20 protein-coding genes are annotated in these 20932 nt (G+C 38.2%); 13 read left to right on the plus strand and 7 right to left on the minus strand.

Features of this window, described 5'->3' with window-relative positions:
• Positions 1–485, minus strand: a 485-nt coding sequence (gene trmY, locus BP861_RS03040) for a tRNA (pseudouridine(54)-N(1))-methyltransferase TrmY (protein WP_292372455.1), incomplete at its 3' end; no start/stop codon positions are given.
• A 177-nt stretch (positions 486–662) separates the two neighbouring features.
• Between trmY and BP861_RS03045 the strand changes: the two genes are divergently transcribed.
• The 7 genes from BP861_RS03045 (at position 663) to BP861_RS03075 (ending at position 8024) form a co-directional block, all read left to right on the plus strand.
• Positions 663–1322 carry a metallophosphoesterase gene (locus BP861_RS03045; RefSeq protein WP_292372456.1) on the plus strand — a complete coding sequence of 220 codons (660 nt, stop codon included), beginning with the start codon at positions 663–665 and terminating at the stop codon, positions 1320–1322.
• A gap of 553 nt (positions 1323–1875) precedes the next feature.
• A complete protein-coding gene (locus tag BP861_RS03050) occupies positions 1876–3108 on the plus strand; it encodes an MgtC/SapB family protein (protein WP_292372457.1) in 1233 nt (410 codons plus the stop codon).
• A 555-nt stretch (positions 3109–3663) separates the two neighbouring features.
• Complete coding sequence (locus BP861_RS03055) at positions 3664–4224, plus strand: hypothetical protein (protein WP_292372458.1); 561 nt, start codon at positions 3664–3666, stop codon at positions 4222–4224.
• Between the two features lie 448 nt (positions 4225–4672).
• Positions 4673–5338 (plus strand): cell surface lipoprotein, encoded by a 666-nt coding sequence (locus tag BP861_RS03060; protein ID WP_292372459.1) that lies wholly within the window; start codon positions 4673–4675, stop codon positions 5336–5338.
• 24 nt (positions 5339–5362) lie between these two features.
• On the plus strand, positions 5363–6529 hold the full coding sequence (locus BP861_RS03065; RefSeq protein WP_292372460.1) for a tRNA (guanine(10)-N(2))-dimethyltransferase: 1167 nt from the start codon (positions 5363–5365) through the stop codon (positions 6527–6529).
• A gap of 134 nt (positions 6530–6663) precedes the next feature.
• On the plus strand, positions 6664–7272 hold the full coding sequence (locus BP861_RS03070; RefSeq protein ID WP_292372462.1) for a MarR family winged helix-turn-helix transcriptional regulator: 609 nt from the start codon (positions 6664–6666) through the stop codon (positions 7270–7272).
• 56 nt (positions 7273–7328) lie between these two features.
• Positions 7329–8024 (plus strand): DUF2110 family protein, encoded by a 696-nt coding sequence (locus tag BP861_RS03075; protein ID WP_292372464.1) that lies wholly within the window; start codon positions 7329–7331, stop codon positions 8022–8024.
• Between the two features lie 151 nt (positions 8025–8175).
• Here BP861_RS03075 and BP861_RS03080 read toward each other — a convergent pair whose 3' ends face one another.
• On the minus strand, positions 8176–8913 hold the full coding sequence (locus BP861_RS03080; RefSeq protein WP_292372466.1) for a V4R domain-containing protein: 738 nt from the start codon (positions 8911–8913) through the stop codon (positions 8176–8178).
• A 419-nt stretch (positions 8914–9332) separates the two neighbouring features.
• On the opposite strand from BP861_RS03080, the gene BP861_RS03085 reads away from it, so the two are divergent.
• Positions 9333–10085 carry a PspA/IM30 family protein gene (locus BP861_RS03085; RefSeq protein WP_292372467.1) on the plus strand — a complete coding sequence of 251 codons (753 nt, stop codon included), beginning with the start codon at positions 9333–9335 and terminating at the stop codon, positions 10083–10085.
• A gap of 3 nt (positions 10086–10088) precedes the next feature.
• Positions 10089–10367, plus strand: coding sequence for a PspA-associated protein PspAA (gene pspAA / locus BP861_RS03090; RefSeq protein WP_292372469.1), 279 nt, complete (start codon positions 10089–10091; stop codon positions 10365–10367).
• Between the two features lie 111 nt (positions 10368–10478).
• Here pspAA and BP861_RS03095 read toward each other — a convergent pair whose 3' ends face one another.
• Positions 10479–10928, minus strand: a complete 450-nt coding sequence (locus BP861_RS03095; RefSeq protein ID WP_292372471.1) for a universal stress protein — start codon at positions 10926–10928, stop codon at positions 10479–10481.
• A gap of 365 nt (positions 10929–11293) precedes the next feature.
• Between BP861_RS03095 and BP861_RS03100 the strand changes: the two genes are divergently transcribed.
• Positions 11294–11836 (plus strand): hypothetical protein, encoded by a 543-nt coding sequence (locus BP861_RS03100; RefSeq protein ID WP_292372473.1) that lies wholly within the window; start codon positions 11294–11296, stop codon positions 11834–11836.
• Between the two features lie 153 nt (positions 11837–11989).
• On the opposite strand, the gene BP861_RS03105 is transcribed toward BP861_RS03100, so the two are convergent.
• The 4 genes from BP861_RS03105 to BP861_RS03120 all read right to left on the minus strand — a co-directional run bounded on the left by BP861_RS03105 (position 11990) and on the right by BP861_RS03120 (position 15843).
• Positions 11990–12112: a hypothetical protein gene (locus BP861_RS03105; protein WP_292372475.1), complete on the minus strand. Its 123-nt coding sequence runs from the start codon at positions 12110–12112 to the stop codon at positions 11990–11992.
• Between the two features lie 24 nt (positions 12113–12136).
• Entirely contained in the window at positions 12137–12736 is a 600-nt protein-coding gene (locus BP861_RS03110) for a thiamine-phosphate synthase family protein (RefSeq protein ID WP_292372477.1), read from the minus strand.
• A 340-nt stretch (positions 12737–13076) separates the two neighbouring features.
• Positions 13077–13208: a hypothetical protein gene (locus tag BP861_RS03115; protein WP_292372479.1), complete on the minus strand. Its 132-nt coding sequence runs from the start codon at positions 13206–13208 to the stop codon at positions 13077–13079.
• A gap of 91 nt (positions 13209–13299) precedes the next feature.
• Positions 13300–15843, minus strand: a complete 2544-nt coding sequence (locus tag BP861_RS03120) for a PGF-pre-PGF domain-containing protein (protein ID WP_292372481.1) — start codon at positions 15841–15843, stop codon at positions 13300–13302.
• 438 nt (positions 15844–16281) lie between these two features.
• On the opposite strand from BP861_RS03120, the gene BP861_RS03125 reads away from it, so the two are divergent.
• The 3 genes from BP861_RS03125 to BP861_RS03135 all read left to right on the plus strand — a co-directional run bounded on the left by BP861_RS03125 (position 16282) and on the right by BP861_RS03135 (position 20888).
• Positions 16282–17253: a hypothetical protein gene (locus BP861_RS03125; RefSeq protein WP_292372484.1), complete on the plus strand. Its 972-nt coding sequence runs from the start codon at positions 16282–16284 to the stop codon at positions 17251–17253.
• A 1379-nt stretch (positions 17254–18632) separates the two neighbouring features.
• Positions 18633–19613, plus strand: a complete 981-nt coding sequence (locus BP861_RS03130) for a hypothetical protein (RefSeq protein ID WP_292372486.1) — start codon at positions 18633–18635, stop codon at positions 19611–19613.
• Positions 19614–19952: 339 nt separating this feature from the next.
• Complete coding sequence (locus tag BP861_RS03135) at positions 19953–20888, plus strand: HTH domain-containing protein (RefSeq protein ID WP_292372488.1); 936 nt, start codon at positions 19953–19955, stop codon at positions 20886–20888.
• The last annotated feature ends 44 nt before the right edge of the window (positions 20889–20932 follow it).

Below are 20932 nucleotides of genomic sequence, written 5' to 3' on the forward strand. Positions count from 1 at the left end.
TGTTCTTCCTCTTCTTCGGTAACTCCTACATGATCTCCCAGGATGAAGACCGGGTCTCTAATTTCACTTGCAATTTCCCTGATATCCTCTCCATCCTCTCTCAGGTAGAGCAGGGTGCGCCCCTCAAATTTCGAGAGCAGGGAGTCAAGGTCTCCCCTGTGAACCCATACGCCTGGAGTGGAACGGACATCTTGCTCACTTGCATCCTTTTGGAGTGCTTTCTGGATAAGCGAGCCGCTGCTTCGCTCGTCCGGGTTGAGATATCTCAGGTGGAGTCCTTCAAATCTGAGGATTTTTCCGGGATCAGGTTCTCCCAGAAGAAGCAGGTGTACGTTTACATCCCTGCGCATTCCGAAAGAGAGAAAAAGGGCAGAACTCACGCAGCGGCAAAGGATATCCATTCTTCCTGCAGAACCTGGAAGGTCATTTAAGGTAAAGTCGCCGCTCGTGTTTGCTTTGTGCCCTATAACAACAATATCGCGCATGGGCACTATATTTACACAAGGGATATAAAAGATGTACGTAAAACTTTTTGGATAAAAGGTTTATCAAATAACTCGATATGACAGCAACTTTTCGAATAATTATGAATAATACTTCTACAGATAAACGTGAATAATAGAACCCTTACTGATAGTTACGAATAACAGGACAGGATAAGGATGAAGATACTGGCTATTTCTGACCCCCATGGGGATTATTCAAAGATAAAGGAAATGATTGAAAAGGCAGGCGATTTTGACCTTGTAGTTATTGTCGGGGATATTACCAATTTCGGGCCCGATGAGAAGGTCGAAGAACTGATGGAAATGTTTGATAGACCTGTACTTGCAATCCCGGGTAATTGCGACTACAGGAGCATCTTAAAAGCTCTTGATGCTTCAAAGGCCACAAACCTGCACGGAAAAGCCGAACAGATAGGAAATATCAGGTTTATAGGACTGGGCGGCTCAAATCCCACTCCTTTCAATTCTCCTTTTGAGCTATCCGAAGAAGAAATTGAAAAGACTCTCGAAGGAATGGTCTGCTCTGCCGAAAATAATGATGGTTGCGGTACCATAGTGCTTCTGACTCATGCCCCCCCTTACGGTGCAAGGGATGAACTTCCTTTCGGGCACGTTGGCAGCAAGGCTATCCAGAAATTCCTTGACAGGGTTGACCTGATTGTCTGCGGTCACATCCATGAAGCAAAAGGCCTGGAGCAGGTAGGAAAGACTGTAGTAGTAAATCCAGGCGAAGCCTGTAAAGGTTCTTGCACTCTGATAACTATCGAGGAAAAGGATAAAAACAAACCCATTGAGGTTGAATTTATAGAGATATGAGATATAAAATTAGAGAGGTATAAAATACAGAGTTAATTAGAGGTATAAAATACAGAGTCAATACGGCTAAAACCAAATTTCTAATTATTTCAATTAGGTTTAGTAAATGTTCTTAGGTGCAGCAGTTGTCTGAAAGATATTACACAGGCTCTTAACACAATCTGGGCCTTTTTCTCTTTTTAGGGGCTAAATTCATTACCCGGAACATCTTTAATATTAATTATATTTTGTTTTTCTAATATCTAATTATATTTAAGTCTCCCCGTTTATTTCACCTTACGAAAGTGAATAACATTACTTACAATCGCTCACTTTTTTACTGGCGTAAAAACAAAGCCCAGTGTTGTGAAAAATGTTTGAGGAACACAAGTCACATGATAAAATGGAGATGCCAAAGCAAATGAACAGATATAATACTTAAATAAGTTTAATAGAAACTTTAAATAGAGATTTCTTATAACTTGACTCTGCACTTTATATACTGAAAAATCATAGAGGTTGAGCTACGGGCACCATTGAAGAGTTCGGTTTCGATCCGGTTTTTCTGGATTTCATGAAAAAGTTGACCACAGCCTTTCTTATAGGGATCATGGTAGGTATAGAAAGGGAGCATAGAGGTATCGAGCACGAAATTTTCGCCGGTGTAAGAACCTACAGCATAACCTGTATTACAGGTATGTTAACTGCATTTGTAAGTACGGCAACAGGGCAAGGTTTTGTCTACGTGTCCGCGCTCTTTTTCGGAGCAATCTGTTGCATAATCACCTATGCCAAAATATTTCTCTTCAAACGGATTGGGGTTACCAGCCCTATCAGTCTCTTTTTCATTTTTGTTATGGGAGTCCTTGTAGGCTATGACTACGGCATGTTTGCTATTATCTCTTCAATAGTTGTAGCTTTTCTTCTGATCCAGAAACAGCCACTTCACCAGTTTGCAGGAAACCTGACAAAAGAGGAACTTTACAATGCCGTACAGTTCCTTGCCGTGGCTTTTATACTTTATCCGGTGATGCCGGATAGAGAGTTTTTCGGAGTTATAAACTTCAGGTCTGCAATTCTTATCGTAATTCTTGTTTCACTTATCAGTTTTTTAAGTTATGTGCTCCTGAGGAAGTTCGGTACAAGGCGCGGGATCTGCTATTCGGGGTTTGTAGGAGGCTTTGTGAACAGTGAAGCTACAACGGCCGCACTTGCAGGTCTCTCAAAACGAGCAGAGGAAATGGCCGATCCTGTGCTTACAGGAATCTTGTTATGTAATATTTCCATGCTCATCAGGAATCTTGTATTAGCCCTGATCGTTGACCCAACTGGCCAGACAACTCTGCGTATGCTTCCTCCCCAAACAGTGATTATCCTTGCTTCCATAGCAATAGCTCTCAGGAATGATAAGAAATTCTGCCCGATAGGTGGGGGAGAACTCAAAATTCAATCTCCTTTTTCGCTTGGACAGGCATTTAAATTCGGTTTTGCTTTTACCATTATTCTCATAATCGGAAGCTTTGCCTATAAAGTTGCAGGAACTGCCGGAATTTACATCACTGCCCTTGGCGCCTTTGTTAGCAGCTCTGGAGTAATTGTATCGGTAACTTTACTTGCAGTAAGTGGAAATATTTCTTATGCAACCGCAGCGAACACTGCAGTGCTTGCAAGCCTGATCAGCACGATTAACAAAATCCTGCTTTCGAAAATCTCCGGCTCTCCCAGCCTTTTCTCTCTTACAAAGAGCACTTTCGGAGCAGTTACAATTCTTGGGGTTCTCTCTCTGCTTTTATGGAATGTTATATGAGCAGGGTCTGACACGGACTTTTATTTTCACTGTATGATATCTTATGCTTGATATTTAGATCTTTTAACTATATTCATAATTTTATTATTGAGGCGATAACAGCGTAATTAATATTTAAATGTATGCCCGTATATATTATTTATAAGTTAAGCTTGAACTGATGAGGAGTATGGAAGCGAATTGAGGATTTTTAAAAGAGTAATTATTTTTTAAATAATTATAATAAGTAAAAAATGTATAAAAATATCAAAAAGTTTATTAAAGCTTTACTAATAGGGTAGAAAGTATCTTAAAAAGTGAAAAACATACTTATACATGAGGATCATTTTAAAAAAGAATACTAAGATTCGAAATTTCCTTAAAGAAAGACTGCAGTATTAAGAGTTACTGGGCCCTCTAAAGGTCAATAAAGATTATATCAAAATCAATAAAGGTAAATAAAGGTCTATAAAATCAAAAAGATTAAGCTTCAAATTGAATATTAGCTTCAAAATTGTATGAGACTTTGATGTATTGATTTCTTAAATTTCACAATCGCAAGATGCGGGGAATAAAATGAAAACAAAGATAATTGTGTTGCTTCTTATATTTGGCGCCGTTTTACTCTCAGGATGCACAGGGGATGAACAGCCCTCAACAGAAGAAAATGCAACCCCTGAGGAAACCGTAACTCCTGTGGAAAACACAACTGTTATAGAAACACCTGGAGAAAATTTAACTGGCGTAGAAACAGAAACCTCGAAAGAAAATGTGACCACTGGAGACATCGGAGCACCTGAAGAAAATATAACTTCGGAAGAAAACAAAACCGAGGAAACAGTAGGGAAAATATCGAGTCCTGATCTAAAAGAGGCTCCATACACTGTAAGATTGATCAATAATAGAGCAAATCCTTCAAGCCTTGAAATAAAGAAAGGAGAGTCTGTTGCCTGGATAAATATGCAGGACAACCCGAAGAGAAACTTTTCCCTTGTAAGCGAAGAGAATCTCTTTGAAGATACAACCCTGATGTACAGGCGCGCTTTCGCATATACTTTCAACGAGACTGGAGACTATCACTTCAATGTGGTCGGCCAGCCCAGAATGAATGTCACAGTTAATGTGGCTGAACCCTGAAAAATAACTTCTGAGAACTGAGAAGTCAAAAATTCAGAGAACGGGCTTACTCAGATACTCTAATTAATTCAATCATCTCAGATGGTTTAAATACAAGAAATATGGATTTTGCAGGAAAAGTCGATGAATTTCCTGGCAAATCTATTTTTTCACATTTTTAAAATAAGGATTTCCCTAGATAAGAATACCTCTATTTTGCATCTTCGGAAATATGCATAGGATTTTCTATGCCTTAAGAACTACAATTTCTTTTCTATACAGTGTATGAAGTAACACTAAAATTAATCCTGTGTTATATCATCATATCAATACTTATTACCCAAAATCCATGCCAGTGCTTCAAAAATAACTCCGACTTTAAAGACTGTTCTAAGAAAACATTATTATTTATAAATGACTTATATTAAAATGGAAGGATAAAATGTAGATTAACAATAAGGGGAGGGGATTGGCAACAGCCAAAATAATTTCACTCCTTATAGTCCTGTCAGTATTAATGTCAGGTTGCCTGAGTTCGGAAGACAAGGAGGAAAAGAAGGAAGCAGACCGGGGGGCAGGCGGGAGTTCAGGAGGTTCACAAAGACAAAGAGAAGTGAAAACACCCTTAGGAATGCAGAGGGAAATATCGACATCAGAAGAGACCGATACTGAAGGAGAAAAGTGGACACCGGAAAAAACGGAATTACAAAGAGAAACGATACCACAGGAAGAGCTTGAAACACCGGCAGAAACGGAAACACAGGTAGAATTGAATACGCCGAAAGAAATAAGAATTTCAGATGAGCCTGAGATGAAGCAAACAGAAGCCTGGACTAGAGAAGTGGAACGGACTGGAACCGTCCCATCTAACGGTACCGCACCGACGTCACAGCTTGTAAGGCTTAAAAACTATCTTATGACTCCTTCAAGCCTGGAAATTAATGTTGGAGATACAGTTATATGGAGGAACTATCAGGAATCCAGTGTTCTTGCCCTGACCAGCAGGGAGCACCTTTTCGAGGATCAAAGGCTTGCATATGGAAATACCATGGAGTACATGTTCAATAAGCCCGGAAGTTACAATTTCAGTGTAAAAGGATATCAGAAAATGCAGACGACCATCACTGTAAAATAAGATCCCAAAGTATAGCAGTTTCAAATGACATCTCAAACTATAGTCGAAGGCACAACCAAGGTTTCAGTTCCGGTACCGCCTCCGGACGCAACCTTCCCTCCCTCGGCAGCTCCGGTTTTTTACAATCCGGAGATGGAGCTTAACCGCGATATTAATGTTGCAGCTACGGCTGCATTTGTGGAAAGGCTTCTTTCGAGAAAAGAGCTTCTCAGGGAAGAAGTCCATTATGTGGATGCTTTTTCGGCGTCAGGGATAAGGGGGCTTCGGATTGCAGGCGAGGTCGGGATCCATGCGACCATGAATGACTGGAGTCCTGAAGCGTTTGAACTTATAAAGGAAAATATCAAAATTAACGGGCTTGAGGAACAAACCCTGGCTACCCGCAAGAGTGCAAATGTTCTGCTTCACGAGCAAAAATTCCATATCGTGGACATTGACCCTTTTGGCACTCCTTCGCCCTTCCTAGATGCAGCATCTGCTTCAGTTCGGAATCTGCTGTCGGTTACGGCAACGGATACAGCTCCCTTATGCGGGGCCCACCTGAAAGCCGGGATACGGAAATATGCGGCCGTACCTCTTAACACGGAATATCACAGTGAAATGGGGCTTCGAGTTCTCCTGGGAGCTTGTGCCAGAGAGCTTGCAAAGCATGAAAAAGGAATGGTACCCCTACTTTCCCATGTGACGCGCCACTATGTTCGCACTTATCTCGAAGTTCTTCATGGAACAAAGCAGACTGACAGAACTCTGAAGTCAATGGGCTTCAGCATTTACTGTCCGAAATGTGGGTTTCGAAGCTCTGTATATGGACTTGCAGTACATATCGATAAAGAATGCCCTGCTTGCGGGGCTTTTACACATATTGCAGGCCCTTTGTGGCTTGGGCCATTCAGAGAAAAGGCGTTCTGTGACGAAGTTCTTTCCGAACTTGAAGTGCATCCTTTAAACACAAAAGATAAAGCAAAAAAGTTAATTACTTTCTGCAGGGACGAACTCGATATCCCGATGTTCTATGATCAGCACGTAATCTGTAAAGAACTCGGAGCTTCTGCAACCGGAATAGAAATCCTAATAGAAGCCCTTAGAGCCCATGGATTTGAAGCGTCGAGAACTCATTTCAGCGGGATCTCATTCCGAACCGATGCGCCTATCACAAAAATAAAAGAGATAATCAGGGTGCTTTCAGGATGAATTCCTCTGGTACAAATAGAGATAAAACTACAGGTTAGAAACTCGCAGTATTATTATATAAACCATTAAAGAATACTTAAAGCGCTTTCATTCAGATCCAGAAGTAATCCGCTAAAAAAATCCAATGTGATAATATGTCCGATGAAAATGCAGAAAAGTTATTTTTGCAGGAAAAACCCACTCGTGCACTACTGTTTATAGGCTCGATGGAAAAGACCTATGCATCTATTATTTCTAAAGAGATAGACTCCACCTTTGCCCATACAACAAGGATCCTCGCGAAAATGGAACAGTGCGGACTTATAAAATTCACATTTGAGGGGCGGATAAAATTTGTTGAACTTACGGAGTACGGAAAAGAGGTCGAAACTGCCCTTAAAGAGTTCATGGATATAATCTCAGAGGAGCCTCCTATTGCCCAGAAAGATGAGTCTCAAGAGAAAGGTCCAGAAGCTAGAGATGAGGAAGATATAGAACCTGAACAGGCAGAAGAGCTTGACCCCCTGAGTGCCGAAATTCTTGAGAAGATCAAAAAACTCAGAAGTAAAATCGAAAATATCCATAAGGGCGCAATAGAGCAGGGAGATAGCAGAGATACGATTTCCCGGAAACTTGGTCCCTACAGTAGGGACATTAAAAGACTCCAGAACCAGATCGAAAGGGCAGAAAGCCCAGTTAGTGAGACTGTTACCTCAGCCCTGGAAGAAAGTGAAGAGCTTCTGGAAGCTTACCTCAGGAGTTGAGGAATTATTCAATTCCCGGTAAAAACAAAGCAGAAGAGAGAAATGGTAGAAAGAATATGATAAAAGTTATAACCCTCCAGCATATTTACGGAAAGAACCGGGAAAGGATGGCTGGGCTTTTGAAAACCCTGGTTGAGAATGAATTCAAAGACCTTGAAGTAAAAGTTGAGATCTCGATTACTCCTGAAAACTGGGCCGAATATACTCTTGAAGGCGAGGATGAGGAAGTGTCTGCAAATTTGCTGACCTCCAGATATGGGACGCCTGCAAAAAAAGCTGAACCTGGAAAGGTGTACATTGGTTTTCTCCAGGCTTTCGGAGAGGACGCTTTTCTTGTCAATATCGGGGTGCCTGTAAGGGTTGAAGCCGAGGAGCTGAAAGCTCTGGGCAACGGAAAGCCAAAGCAGCTTGCTTCGAGATTCGGTCTTATACCACATTTGCCGGTTGAAGTAGAGATCATTCAAGCTAATAAGAATGTAAAGGCTCGTTTCACCAAAAAACAGCTTGATATCTGGTGGAATTGGAAAAAGGCAGCTACTGATAGGGTAACTGTTAACGGAGCAACCCGCTCGGAAATCAAAAGCGCTATTAAAAAAACAGGCCATGGAAGGGACATTTACGAAATCGAACGACTTGGACTGCTGGAACATGCAATCGTGTGTCAGGAAAAAACCGATGGTCCTGGAATAGTTGCAGCAATAGGACCTCGCCTGAAATCCGAGATGGGAGTCATAATTGGAGATGCTCGCTGACAGATGTGCTTCATGTAAAAATAGGCTGAGGCCTGAAAAAGAGCTGACCTTTATATAATTTATAAGCCAGTTGGTTTGAGAACAGGGCGCGGCTTAAAGCCAGATTTATTAATAATATTCGTATGTAATACCATGAGTATAAAAAAGGAATTCATATTGTTATCTTAAAAAGACAGTGTTCGTGCCCTGACCCGTAACACTCGGTCTCTGTAACTCTGTACTCCTTCTTGAGCTTTTCTCTAAGAATTCCCTCAATAATACCTTCTCTTAAGGTACAGAAGGGTTGTCCTGTGACAGGCATTGAACTGGCTTTGAAATCGTCTTCAATCTGAAGACCAGGGAGATCTACGAGCAAGTTAACACGACATTTCCCCTGGAATTCCAGGAAATCCCCGATTTCCTTCAAGAGTTCCTCAAAGATCTCGGATTCAAAAATAGGGGAAATAGATCTTCCAAGATCGTTTCCTATCGTTTTTACAACCGGGGCATTGTCAATCCCGTATGCTTCAAAACCAAAGTAAAGAGCATGGAGAAGGATTTCTGCAAAGCAGAACCTATCATTTCTACATGCTGGAGCCTTTTCAAGCAAACTCCTATAATGCTCAATGAAAGGCTCCTGAGAGCAGCCCATGTAACGTGAAGTAAGAGAATAAATCTTTCGGCGGCGGTCTCTTGGGTCAAAATTTTCTTCCACAAGTTCACATGACCTGAGATTGTTGAGATGTACGGAAATAGTTGATTTGGCTTTTGCTGTAAATTTTACGATTTCATCAAATGATTTGGGTTCTTCCCTGAGCAAGTTAAGGATCTGAAGTTTAACAGGACTGCCTATTGCTATCAGCCCTTTTTCATTATAAAAAAATTCTGTTTTACTCTCAGGTTTTGCCATAATATCTTTAGATAAGTTGCATTCAGAATATATAAGTCGTTCGCACAGCAGCGAATAATTTCTTATTATATATAATTATAAACATATATATTATTTTATTTAACAAGTAAACTCTGAAAGATAGAAATCTGATTCGGAAAATGAAAAATTTGATTTAGAATATAAAATTTTGGATTGAGTAGATATATATTTGATTCAAGAAGGAAATATTTGATTAGGAAAGGAGATTATAGGTAAAGGAAAGGTGATTATAGGAAATGTAGATAAGCTAATAATATAATTTTAGCAAAGGCAAACAGACAGCAAGGATACCAGAAATACTATATGAGGTACCGGAAGAATTTATAAGGAATAATACGAAAACATGATCTTCAGATTTATTCGGCTTGAGAACTTTAAAAAAACAAAGGGGAAAATACATGGGATTATTCAATAGGATGGAGACAGTATTTAAATCAAAGATGAATAAAGTGCTTAACAGGATGGAAGACCCAAGGGAAACACTGGATTATTCCTATGAGAGGCAGCTCGAACTGCTCCAGAACGTGAAGAGAGGAGTTGCGGAAGTTACAAGCTCAAAAAAGCGCCTCCAGCTCCAGCGTGCAAAACTGGTTCAGAGTACGGACAAGCTTGAAAGTCAGGCAAAGGATGCGGTTGCCGCTGGCAGGGAAGATCTTGCAAGACTTGCCCTTGAGAGAAAAGCCGCCCTTGTGCAGCAGGTAGAAGGGATTGACAGAGAAATTGCAGAACTTGAGAAGCAGCAAGAAAAATTGGTAGCTTCGGAAAAGCGCCTTTCAACGAAAGTGGAGATCTTCAGGACCAGGAAAGAGTCGATTAAAGCCCAGTACTCAGCTGCTGAGGCCCAGGTAAAAATTAATGAATCCGTTTCCGGCATAAGCGAAGAGATGGCAGATGTAGGCCTTGCGCTCGAAAGGGCCGAAAATAAAACCGAAGAGATGAAAGCACGGGCTGAGGCAATTGATGAGCTTATGGAAGCTGGCACACTCGAAGACTTTACAGGCGGCAAGGACGAAATCGATAGGGAACTTGCAAAAATCAGTACCCAGAGCAGTGTAGAATCCGAACTTGCCAGGCTTAAGGCTGAAGCAGGAAAAGAGTCTGAAAAAGCTAAAACCGGGGAAGAAGGTACTGAAGAACGAAAGGGGGTCTGAAGATTGATAATCAGGATTATGGGTGAAGGCCAGTACAGGGTACCTGAAGCTCTCTGTGACGAGCTGAACCAGATTGATAACCGGATTGTGGATCTGGTTGAGGAAGGAAAAGCCGAGGAATTCAGCAGTGAACTTGCGAGATTAATCTTCGAAATAAAGGAAAAAGGAGAGCCTATTGAAGCAGAAGAACTTCTGGAATCCGACATTATAGTACCCCCTGAAGATCTGAGCCTTGAGGAAGCAAAAGACGTGTTTAAAGGCTCAGGGATCTTTGAGGATTGAGGCTGTAATCGATAACAACTAGGAAATAAATCTAGAATAAATCTAAGGATAAACCTTAGAATAATTTCTCAGCATTGTAACTAAGAATTAGCAGGCCTTCAGGGCCTGCTTTCATCGAATAACCATTACTGGAATTCTGGAATGCCTGACTACTTTTTCTGCCACGCTGCCTATCAGGAATTTTTTGATGCCTGTCAAACCCTGTGTACCCATTACTATAAGGTCAATATTGCTTTCCTCTGCATATTCAAGGATCTTATCGGCAGGAATGCCCTTCAGGAATACCGGTTTAACTTTAACCCCGGCTTCTTTTCCCAGTTTTTCTACATTGTCAATTGCAGATCTTCCCTTATTTGTAAGACACTCTTCAAATCCTTCGCTCCAGCCCTTAACCGTCCGTGTAGTTACTGCATGCTGAGTTGAAATTACATAAAGGGCCTGCACTTCAGCACCTGCTGCCTTTGCGAGATCCATTCCATAAGAAGCCGCTCTTTCTGCATTCTTCGAGCCGTCGGTTGCAATCAAAATTCCTTTGAAAATACTTTTTTCCGTTCTATCCACTCCCTTTTATAATACGATAAAGGCATGTCCTTATTTCCATTTTTACACATATTACCTTTATTCTTTTAATTAAAAACATGACTATAATATTCAAACCTGCAATGTCAAAAGGGAGCATTTGATGCAAAATACTTTATTGTACCTAGAATCTCACAAGTTTTGTATAAAAATGGCTGTTAACTAGACTTATTAAATATGCTCTAAAGTATATACCTAAAATTTAAATCAGAGACTTTATCTAATAGTTAATATTATTTGCTAAGTATATTCTAAAGTATAACCTTGAAATTTAAATGAGAGTTTTTAAAAGCGGATAACTATCTTGAACATTTAGAATTTAAATCCTGAAATTAAGGTGGTAGGTTTTGTCAAAAAAACGAATTTTAATTATTCTCCTTATTATAGCGGCATTTCTTAGCCTTGGTTGCACCGATAAAGAGGGAACAAATTTCTCGGTTTCAAATAATGAGACTGAAATAACTGTTAGTCTTCCGGAATCAGGTGAAGGGAGCTGGTGCCCTGTAGGTTCTCAGATTCAGGTCAAAGACCCGGCTACCGGAAAAATCCTGAATTTGACAATTGCCGGAACCGAAAAATTTGAAAACGAAACTATCTGTAAAGCCTATGTAGAAACCGGCACCGAGGGAAATACCTCCAGATTTGAGTACATGTGGTCTGAGGATAAGAATACTACGATCTGGACAAAATACAGCAAGGATGGAAATCTCTCTGTGAGATTTATCGATGTGAATGGAAAAAAGACAATAGTTGATGGAGCGGGAAGGACTCTTGCAAAATACAGCAAGGATGGAAATCTCTCTGTGAGATTTATCGATGTGAATGGAAAAAAGACAATAGTTGATGGAGCGGGAAGGACTCTTGAGTTTGGAAACTTGGGAGAGGTCTGAAAACGAATATTTTTTCAGGATTGTCATATTGGTGCGCGTTACGTCAACATGTGGTATGCTAACACAGTACATTATAAATACTCTAAAATTCTATTTAATATCGTGTAAAAGCGAACAAACCTTACATTTCAAAACGGATTTCAAAGCCGGCAATCACAACCTCCAGGATGCCGGTTTATATTGAAGAGCCGAAAAATCGGTTTCCTTCACTCCACGGGAGGAGAGGGGTTTTACAATCCTTTCCCCGCTCCTCCTTACTACATATATCAGTTCCATTTTTATCTGATGGACTTTTCGCTTTTATCTCGTTTTTTGTCCTGACGAATGGTAAGTTCTAGCAAGCTCACAAATTTGTTCCGCAACCTCTAGGGGGTCTTTCCCTACAAAAATACTCACAGGCTCTTTTCCAACCGCGCTTGTTTCATAGAAGATTCTGGGCATCTTTCCCCCAGCGCCTCGAATAGCTTCCTCGACAGTCCAAGAAATTGCTTCTCCTTCCGTATCCTTCAGATTCTCAGGCTCAAAGCTCCGATCTACAACTGAAAAATTCCATCCTTTTTCTTTACAGTAAGCCATCAGAAACTCGGCAATCTCTGGATTATTTGAAAAATCTATAATAGATCTTATTTCAGGATCTTTTTTCCGAATTTCTAGCAGAAGGTGTGCCATATAGCCAGAAGCCCCAAATTTTATTCTTCCGATAGCTTTCGGAAACCTATCAACTACGGAAATCCTCCCATCGACTGCAAGAACATCTTCAGGAGTGGTTGCCTCTTTTGATGCATAAACAAAATTCGTTCGAACTTCGGGAATCAAAGCTGAGAATTCCGCACAATCTTCTATTTGTTCAAGCCCAAGATATAAACGCCCTATCATGTCTATCTTTTCGTTGAGATCCATAATATCACGGCTCCCCATCCAGTTTATCTTATGATATCTCTTCCGTACTTGTATATTTGAACTGCAACCAGTCGGCCAATAGCATGTAAAGCAAGTTACAGGAAATTAGTATTCATAAATTTATTTTCAATTAAATATAATTATCTCTAGCTTAATTGAGAGAAGTACAACTGTTTTTAAAAAGCACAACTTACTTGAAAAAATCTTGGGGTGAAAACCCCAAAAACCTTAATTTAGGCTGTAATTGATCAGATTGTTCAGAAATCATGTTTTCTACAAACATGATTATACAAAAAACTTTTTTGCTCTGAAGAATATTTTCTGCTCAGAAAAGTCTTTCTTACTCAAATGATAGAACCTGATTTGCAGGTCTTTTTATGCCATAAAGGCTCTGGCGTGAATCAAGGAATAAAAGCGTTCCATCAGAATCTTTTCTTCTTTCAGCCTGTTTATCGCATATCTTACTGTGCATGAAGGAAATATTGTTTCACGAATTATATCTTTGTCATCTGCCCTTCTGCCAGATTTGATCAGGTTAAACTACCTGCATAATTAACTTCTTTTTATCTTCTTTTGTATAAGAATAAGCTAAGTAGACAGAAGATACAGGAAGTTATTTCAAAACCAGATGTCTTTGTGTTTTCTATTCCAGATGTGCTTGAGCTTTGTTTTTGCTCAGGTGTTTGTTCAATGGTTGTGATCTTACTTCCAGCGGTAGTTTTATTCTGAGTATTATCAACATCTAAATGTGTTTTGTTCTCAGTCAAAGGCTGTGCTTTATTCACATTTGCTTTAGTCTTACCTGTTATTACAAAAGGAGAGAATCCTGGGGTATTTGTTGTGAAATACAGGTACTTGTCATTTTCTCCTGACTGGTTGGTTGAAAGCTGATTCCATTTTTTGTCACTGAACCTGCTCAGAGTGATTGAAGACTTATCGATCTTTTTATCCTGTATCCAAGCTTTCTCAACCTTAAAGCATACTAATGGATTTTCGATATTGCTTGGAGTTGCAAAACCACTGTTTCCAACCCAGAGGTTGAAGTACTTATAGACCTCGCCTGAGTCCAATTCTGAAACCAGAGTTGATTTCCCTTTGAGCTGTTCGGCAATAGCCGTGGTCTTACCTGCGGTCCTCTTTGAATCAAAGCTTACGTACACGACACAGGTTGCGTTCTTAGTGAAATCAAACTTTACAGGCTTTCCGTTTGAAACCTGTGCCTGTGAAAGTTCCTTGACTTCAACATTTCTTGCAGGTTCAGGGGAACCACCAGCCCCACCACCGCCACTGCTTCTGCCACTACTACTTCCACCTTTATTTCCATTTCTTTCATCACTTGAACGGCTTTTTTCAAGCACATATATCATAGTAGTTTTTGAGGTAGTCCCGTTTTCGTTACTCACTGTCAGATTTACGGAATAGTTTCCTGCAGAGGAATAGATATGCATTGGATTCTGCTCGGTTGAAGTATTTGCGTCTCCAAAGTCCCAGCTTCTAGATTCTGCATTTTGAGAAAGGTCAGTAAACTGAATAGAAAGGGGGCTATAACCCTGGGTAACATTGCTACTGAAGTTTGCAACCGGAGCATTTGGATCAGTAACAACTATGTAATCCGGCTTTGTCGTCGTATTGTTCCCTATAATGTTTCCCACAGTCAGACTGATTGTATAATTTCCTGGTTTCGTAAATGTGTGAATAGTAGCCGAATCTTTTGAATTGGTACCATCGCCGAAATCCCAATACCAGGATGTAGGTTCTTCGACTTTACTTGTAGCTCCGCCTTTACTTGTAGCAGCGAATAACACCGTTAGAGGTGCTGTTCCAGAGGTTACATTAGTAGAAAAATCTGCCACTGGTGGCTGTGGGGGAGTTACAGTAATATAATTCGGTTTCCTCACCGTACTATTGCCTGCCTCATTTGCCACTATTAAAGTAACGTTATACACCCCTGGATTCGTAAAAGTGTGGGTTGCATTCGTGGCGTGTTTTGAATTGGTATCATCACCGAAATCCCAATACCAGGAATTTGGTACTCCACCAGTGCTAAGATCAGTGAATCGCACAACTAAAGGCACAGTTCCATAAGTTGTATTTGCAGTAAATGCAGCTACAGGTGGCAAGGTGTTTGTGACAGAAAGATCACAGATATAGATGCCAGTATCATTAACCCCACCATAACTACTGCCTATTCCCCATACGATAGTATCATTGTAGATATCAGGTGTTGTGTAAGTCCCTCTTGGATAAATATAGACTGGAGTGCTTTTTACTGAAGGAATGTCATAAACGTATACACCCGCATAACCAAATTGGTCGTCACCAGATTTTGAATATACAATTTTGTCCCCATTTATATTAATATGAGTACCGGTGTCATCTCCAGCATCAACAACATCATACCCATACTCATTGACGATGGACAAAGTATTACCTGTATTATCACTGGTAACATCAATAGTTTTTTTAGTAACAAGGTCATACATTTGGATGTATCCATCCCTGGAATAGAAGTCTGACCATATCACTTTATTACCGTATATATAGGGACTAAATACCTGACTAGAAGAGTGTATATCTATAGTTTCTTTAGTATTAATATCGTAAACAGCTATGATTCTTCCATCTTCACCCTCATAACCGTATGTAATCTTGGTATCGTATATATCAGGACTATTACCCTCCGTAATTTTAGTCTGTGTAGAAGTCGATATATCCCGCATATATACATTATAATTATAACTTGATTCATTGTAATTTGCACTCCAAACGATTCTATTGCCGTAAATAGCAGGAATACTGTAGTTGTCCACATCTTTTGTAATATAAGACCGAGCACCCGAAGGTATGTCATAAACTGTAAGTCTTGGCACTCCACTGCTTTCATCATGCCACACTAATTTGTTGCCGTAAATAGCTGGATGAGATGCTGCAGAAGAGCTAACTGTAGTGTCTGTTTTCGAGGTCAAATCATAAACATGAATAACGCCACTGTCTGTCCATACAACTTTGCTGCCATAAATAGCAGGATCAGATCCATTACCAATTCTCGTCACCTGTGCCGCTACCTGTGATGCTGACGCAACGGATGAAATTAAAATTAAAAACATAAAAACTAAGGCTATTGAAGCTAAAGTTATTGAATTCAACTTTATCCAATTTTTCATTTATTTTCCTTCACCACCTTACATTTAAAAAATATTAATACTCATTACATTCTAATATTTTTTAAATATTTTCTTTGAATTTTAACTATAATTGGCTGGATACTCGAAGGCTAGATACTCGAAATATGGAAATAATTTGGAGTTGTCAAAAACATAACTATAATTCAAATGAAAATGAAAAACACAATCAGTAACTGATAGTTGAAATGAAATAGTTACAAATAACGCCTGCCTAACATAGAGCCTGTTCGGAGAGCAATAATGAGATGCTAAAAAGTAAGCAGTTTCTCATATCCGTTTTTAGTTCCCTTTCCCCCTTATTGATAATGAGCAGTAACGTTGATGTAGTTTTCCAGTGTTACATCCTTTATGGGGATTAATGTGGGGAATAAAATAATACATCTAGCACTTGTTTTGATTTTTCTCATAAGCTTTACATCAATAGCAAACGCTGGTAAAGAGACTATGATCGTAGGTTGGAGACTAACATTGAGCCCATCGATCTACGGCAACATTATTACATGGTCTGATACTCTTGGTAACGGAGTTTTCATGTATAACCTGACTACCGGAAACATAACATGGATAGGACATACGGATGATAGCCCATCCATTCAGGGAGATAAAATTACATGGCTGGACAATGGAAACATAACTGTGTATAACATTTCCACTGGCAAAAAAATTGAAATCGTTAACGCAAGCGCACCAGCGATCTATGGTGATAATCTTGTATATGTAAGATCAAAATCCGTTGACGGTCAGCCTACCTATTATCAAAATGATATGTATAACAGTTTGTATTTATACAATCTCAGCACCAATGAAGAAACTCAGCTAACTCCGTATGAGCATGCTCAATTTGGTCCTTCTATTTACGGGAATAAGATTGTATGGGGACGGGCAAATCAGGTAAATTCAAGCGAATGGAGTACAAACATTTCCATATACGACATACCCACAAAAAGAGTAAGTGACATCAGCCGAACTGGTACAGCAGCGGGAGGTAAAATTTACGGAAACATTGTCGTGTGGGTAGAACAAAAAAATGAATCATGGGATATCTACATGCGAGATATTGCCAAACATGAAACACGCCAAGTCACTTTTGATGGCAATTCGACCAGTCCGGATATATATGGTGATAGAATAATTTGGGAAAAACAATACTGGGTAGGAAATAACTTATCGAATGGCATTTATATGTACAATATCTCAACTAATGAGACAGCTTATATTATGTCTGCAAGTTATCCTGCGATTTATGACGATAAAATAGTATACATCCGCTCAGGCAATGATACCGAAGACCAGGAAGATGATTATATATACTTGTATAATCTTTCAGCTTGAAATTCTGAGGCGAAAGCCTCTTTTCTTTTTAGGGCGGGGTATAAAAACTAGAAGCTTCTGGATAAGTGGTAGTTGCAATATTTTTCATTTTTTTCTTTGGTTTTTTCTTAACATTCGGTTTTAAATGTATCGTTCCTATCTTATAACAATGAACCCCAATTCCAGTAATGAATTCTATACATGCGACGTTTCCCCGAAAAAGGGTAAGTTACCTGCCGAAGTGATATTGAAGTACTGCAAAGGTGAGTACGAAAATTGTCAAAGATTTATGTACCGTTCACGTTTGATGGGGTAATAAAAAGGTTCAGGCTCATACAGCTCTTAACCTGACTGTTTTTCTGTTTTTGTTTCTTTTCTTATTTCTTGTGAAGCGCCTTAATATGCTTTTAATATTTCCAGGCGCGTTTTTAGAGAGAATAGTTCGAATTATAGTTTGTCTTGCGATGTACTTAGTTCTCAAAGAGCAGACTAAAATTTCCTTCCATACAAGGCTTGCCCAGCCATGTCAAAAGCGATGCACTTAAGATGCGTTTATGCAGATTCTCATGGGTTCGAATCCTATCCCTCGCACTAGATATTTGGGATATATATAACAATTAAAAAGTATACGCAACTGTCAAATATTCGCAGTGCCCTTTTTGAAATTTATACGTTCAAAAATTAGTTTTTTTAAATTATACTTTGTTTTAACAAATAATCAATTTTGTAGTATTTATTTAATAAAAAGTATACGATGTTTTGTGAGAATTTTGCACAAACGTTAATTTTTTAAATGTTGTTTAACTCGGTTGTTGTTTAACTCGGTTGTTGTTTAACTTGAAAAATACAAATTATTTCTATACATTTCTTCGAGTAAATATCTCAAATTTTTTGTAAGCTATTGTAGAATTTCAACAGTACGGCATTTTCTAAAAGTTATCCTCACCAAATTTAATTCTTTTATAATGAACAATTAATAAAAAAGTTAAATTTTTGTCCCTATTTGTATAGATAATTCGCAACTTCTTTTTATAAAGTTACCCTAACCAAAAATTTATTTTTATTTTATATTATCTATTATCTGTCAAAAAGCATTAATCCTTTTTTTTAGCTTTTTAAGAGTTTTTTAGGACTGAGTAGATAAATTTATACAGTATGGGCTACTATTTTTAATAGTGCTACCTTACATTATGTTAATCCTACGGTTTCTATCACTTGTCGGCTTCTTTATTGCAAACTATATTTGTTTTCTTTTTTTCCACCAATTTATTTCCAATCTTTCAAATGAGTACTATTTTGTTTTGTTCTTATTATCATTTGTAGTTTTAAAGTTAGATGTTGCGCTTTTTATATACGAAACAGCGAAATCTAAAATCAAATCTTTTATTCTTACTCCTTCATTGAATGTAAAGTTTGAAAAATCAGAAATTAAGATACCTAAAATAGAGAAACAAATGAAAATTATAGATGAAAAAGAAGATGAAAATAAAATTAGAGAAGTCATTAAACGTCTTAAGTTGGTCAGAAATGTATTAGTAAATGTAAAAAACGGCTTGGTTGCTTTCAAGATGTTTTTTTTCAATGCTTTATATGAACTATTCTCAGTTTATATAGTATGGATAAGTATTCTTGGCTTTTTTCATTTAACAGGGTTGTACAAAATTATATTAATTGATGAAAGACAATTTTTTGAAATAAGCACTGTTTTTGGGTTATTGTTTGGTATTTTTCAGTTTTTGTTGCAGAGATATGAAGAAAAAATATTGGCAAAGATAAATGTACTTGGAAACAGAATAGAACAAATAATTAACCAAGAATTGACCTTTGAAAAGTTCTATGATAGCATCCCTGAAGTAGATAAACAGAAAAAACTTAAAAGATGGATCCAAAAGAATATCGATCCCAAACTGCAAATGAGAGACTTTTTTATTTTCTTGATGGAAGATCGTAATACGAGAGAGTTGTTCTTTAATCATATTGACAAATTTCCTATTTCAGTAAACGTTTCCTATCAAAACTCAAATCAGAAATATTATGTGTTAGATATGGCTGCCAATGATAATGCTAACATGAAAAGAAATCTGCATGAAGCATATCGTTCTTTCTTTTTAGATCCTGAAAATATAGATGAATTAATTAAAAAAATAAATAAAGAAATTGATTTGAAAGACTTTAGGTTAGTAGTTCTAAGCAATATAAATATAATATCTGAGATTATTCCTCAATTTACAAATAATAATTTCAAGCAACTGCTTGGTTATATCGTATCGGAAGATGACAAAATAAATCAAGAATATATTGCCTTTGACTCTTCAAAGGAATACCAACAATACCTGCACAACCAAGTATGCATTAAGTTGATGAAAGGCTTTCTTTCTTAAGTCTATTCTATATCTTACATCACGAACTTTTCGAAGCCAAGTTTTCCCAAGCATTAACTCTCTCCAAAACATGGCTGTTAAAGGTGAAAGGCTTATCACTCCTGGGCATTTTGCTTCATGTAATGCAAAGTTCCCCTCGAAAACCCTAACTTTTTTGGTTGTTATTTAACTTAGGTTGTTGTTTAACTTAGGTTGTTGTTTAACTTAGGTTGTTGTTTAACTTGGGTGTTGTTTAACTCAACATCATAGAATTAGTGTTACTCTTAATGCTTTATTTAATTAATAAGAGAATACATTCTTTTTCCAAAAATTTATATATTGGAAAAGAAGATTTCAATCATGGATAAGTCGCTCACGTTCCAAAAATTAGCTGAAATTGTTCTTGAACAAACAAAAATTCCTCTAACATACGTCGAAATCTGGGACGAGGCTGTCAAATCTGGTTTATCCAAGAATCTGAACACTAAAGGAAAAACACCTTGGGACTCTATCAGCGCTCAAATTTACGTTGATATCCGAGATAATCCAAATTCAGTTTTTTACCAATATAGCAAACGTCCCACAAAATTTGGTTTGAAGAGATTATCTTATACACACACTATTATAACACCAGAAAAGAAAGATGCCTCTTCGTTCCACGAAAGAGATCTTCATCCTCTTGTGAGTCGGTTTATAAATACAAATCAGCATTTCAAAGCGTTGACAAAAACAATATTCCATGAATCGTCATCGAACACAAAAAAAGGCCTTAATGAGTGGCTGCACCCCGATATTACTGGGGTTTATCTACCATTTTCTGATTATGACGAAGTAACGCTAAAACTTCAGAAATCATTATCTTTGAGTGCTGTAAAATTGTTCTCCTTCGAATTAAAAAAGGAACTTACCTTCTCTAATTTACGACAATCTTATTTCCAAGCCGTATCAAATTCAAGCTGGGCGCATGAAGGATACCTTGTAATCTCAAAAATGGCAGAAGATCCGGATTTCATTGATGAGTTAAGGCGTTTAAATAATGCGTTTGGCATTGGAATCCTTAAAATAAATATTGACAGTCCGGATGAAAGTGAGATCCTGTTCCAATCTTTTGTAAAACCAGAACTTGATTGGAGCACAATAAATCGTCTAGTTGAAGAGAATCCTAATTTTAAACAGTTTATGGAAGATATTGAAGAGGATCTTCAGCTCAGAAAGATCAAAGGAAAATATGACAACGTATTGTCTGATGAAGAATTAGCAATATATACTAAAGCCAAAAAAATTGTTACGATATAATCGTTATTAATCAATCAACTGTTGATCTGCATGGTTCTCAGATG

The organism is Methanosarcina sp. UBA411, from assembly GCF_002495725.1.
Classification (GTDB): Archaea; Halobacteriota; Methanosarcinia; order Methanosarcinales; family Methanosarcinaceae; genus Methanosarcina.

Coding starts and splice junctions, on each gene's coding strand:
- BP861_RS03045 (WP_292372456.1), top strand. CDS start 663: ATGAAGATACTGGCTATTTCTGACCCCCATGGGGATTATTCAAAGATA.
- BP861_RS03050 (WP_292372457.1), top strand. CDS start 1,876: ATGAAAAAGTTGACCACAGCCTTTCTTATAGGGATCATGGTAGGTATA.
- BP861_RS03055 (WP_292372458.1), top strand. CDS start 3,664: ATGAAAACAAAGATAATTGTGTTGCTTCTTATATTTGGCGCCGTTTTA.
- BP861_RS03065 (WP_292372460.1), top strand. CDS start 5,363: ATGACATCTCAAACTATAGTCGAAGGCACAACCAAGGTTTCAGTTCCG.
- BP861_RS03070 (WP_292372462.1), top strand. CDS start 6,664: ATGTCCGATGAAAATGCAGAAAAGTTATTTTTGCAGGAAAAACCCACT.
- BP861_RS03075 (WP_292372464.1), top strand. CDS start 7,329: ATGATAAAAGTTATAACCCTCCAGCATATTTACGGAAAGAACCGGGAA.
- BP861_RS03080 (WP_292372466.1), bottom strand. CDS start 8,913: ATGGCAAAACCTGAGAGTAAAACAGAATTTTTTTATAATGAAAAAGGG.
- BP861_RS03085 (WP_292372467.1), top strand. CDS start 9,333: ATGGGATTATTCAATAGGATGGAGACAGTATTTAAATCAAAGATGAAT.
- BP861_RS03105 (WP_292372475.1), bottom strand. CDS start 12,112: ATGGAACTGATATATGTAGTAAGGAGGAGCGGGGAAAGGATTGTAAAA.
- BP861_RS03110 (WP_292372477.1), bottom strand. CDS start 12,736: ATGGATCTCAACGAAAAGATAGACATGATAGGGCGTTTATATCTTGGG.
- BP861_RS03115 (WP_292372479.1), bottom strand. CDS start 13,208: ATGCACAGTAAGATATGCGATAAACAGGCTGAAAGAAGAAAAGATTCT.
- BP861_RS03120 (WP_292372481.1), bottom strand. CDS start 15,843: ATGTTTTTAATTTTAATTTCATCCGTTGCGTCAGCATCACAGGTAGCG.
- BP861_RS03135 (WP_292372488.1), top strand. CDS start 19,953: ATGGATAAGTCGCTCACGTTCCAAAAATTAGCTGAAATTGTTCTTGAA.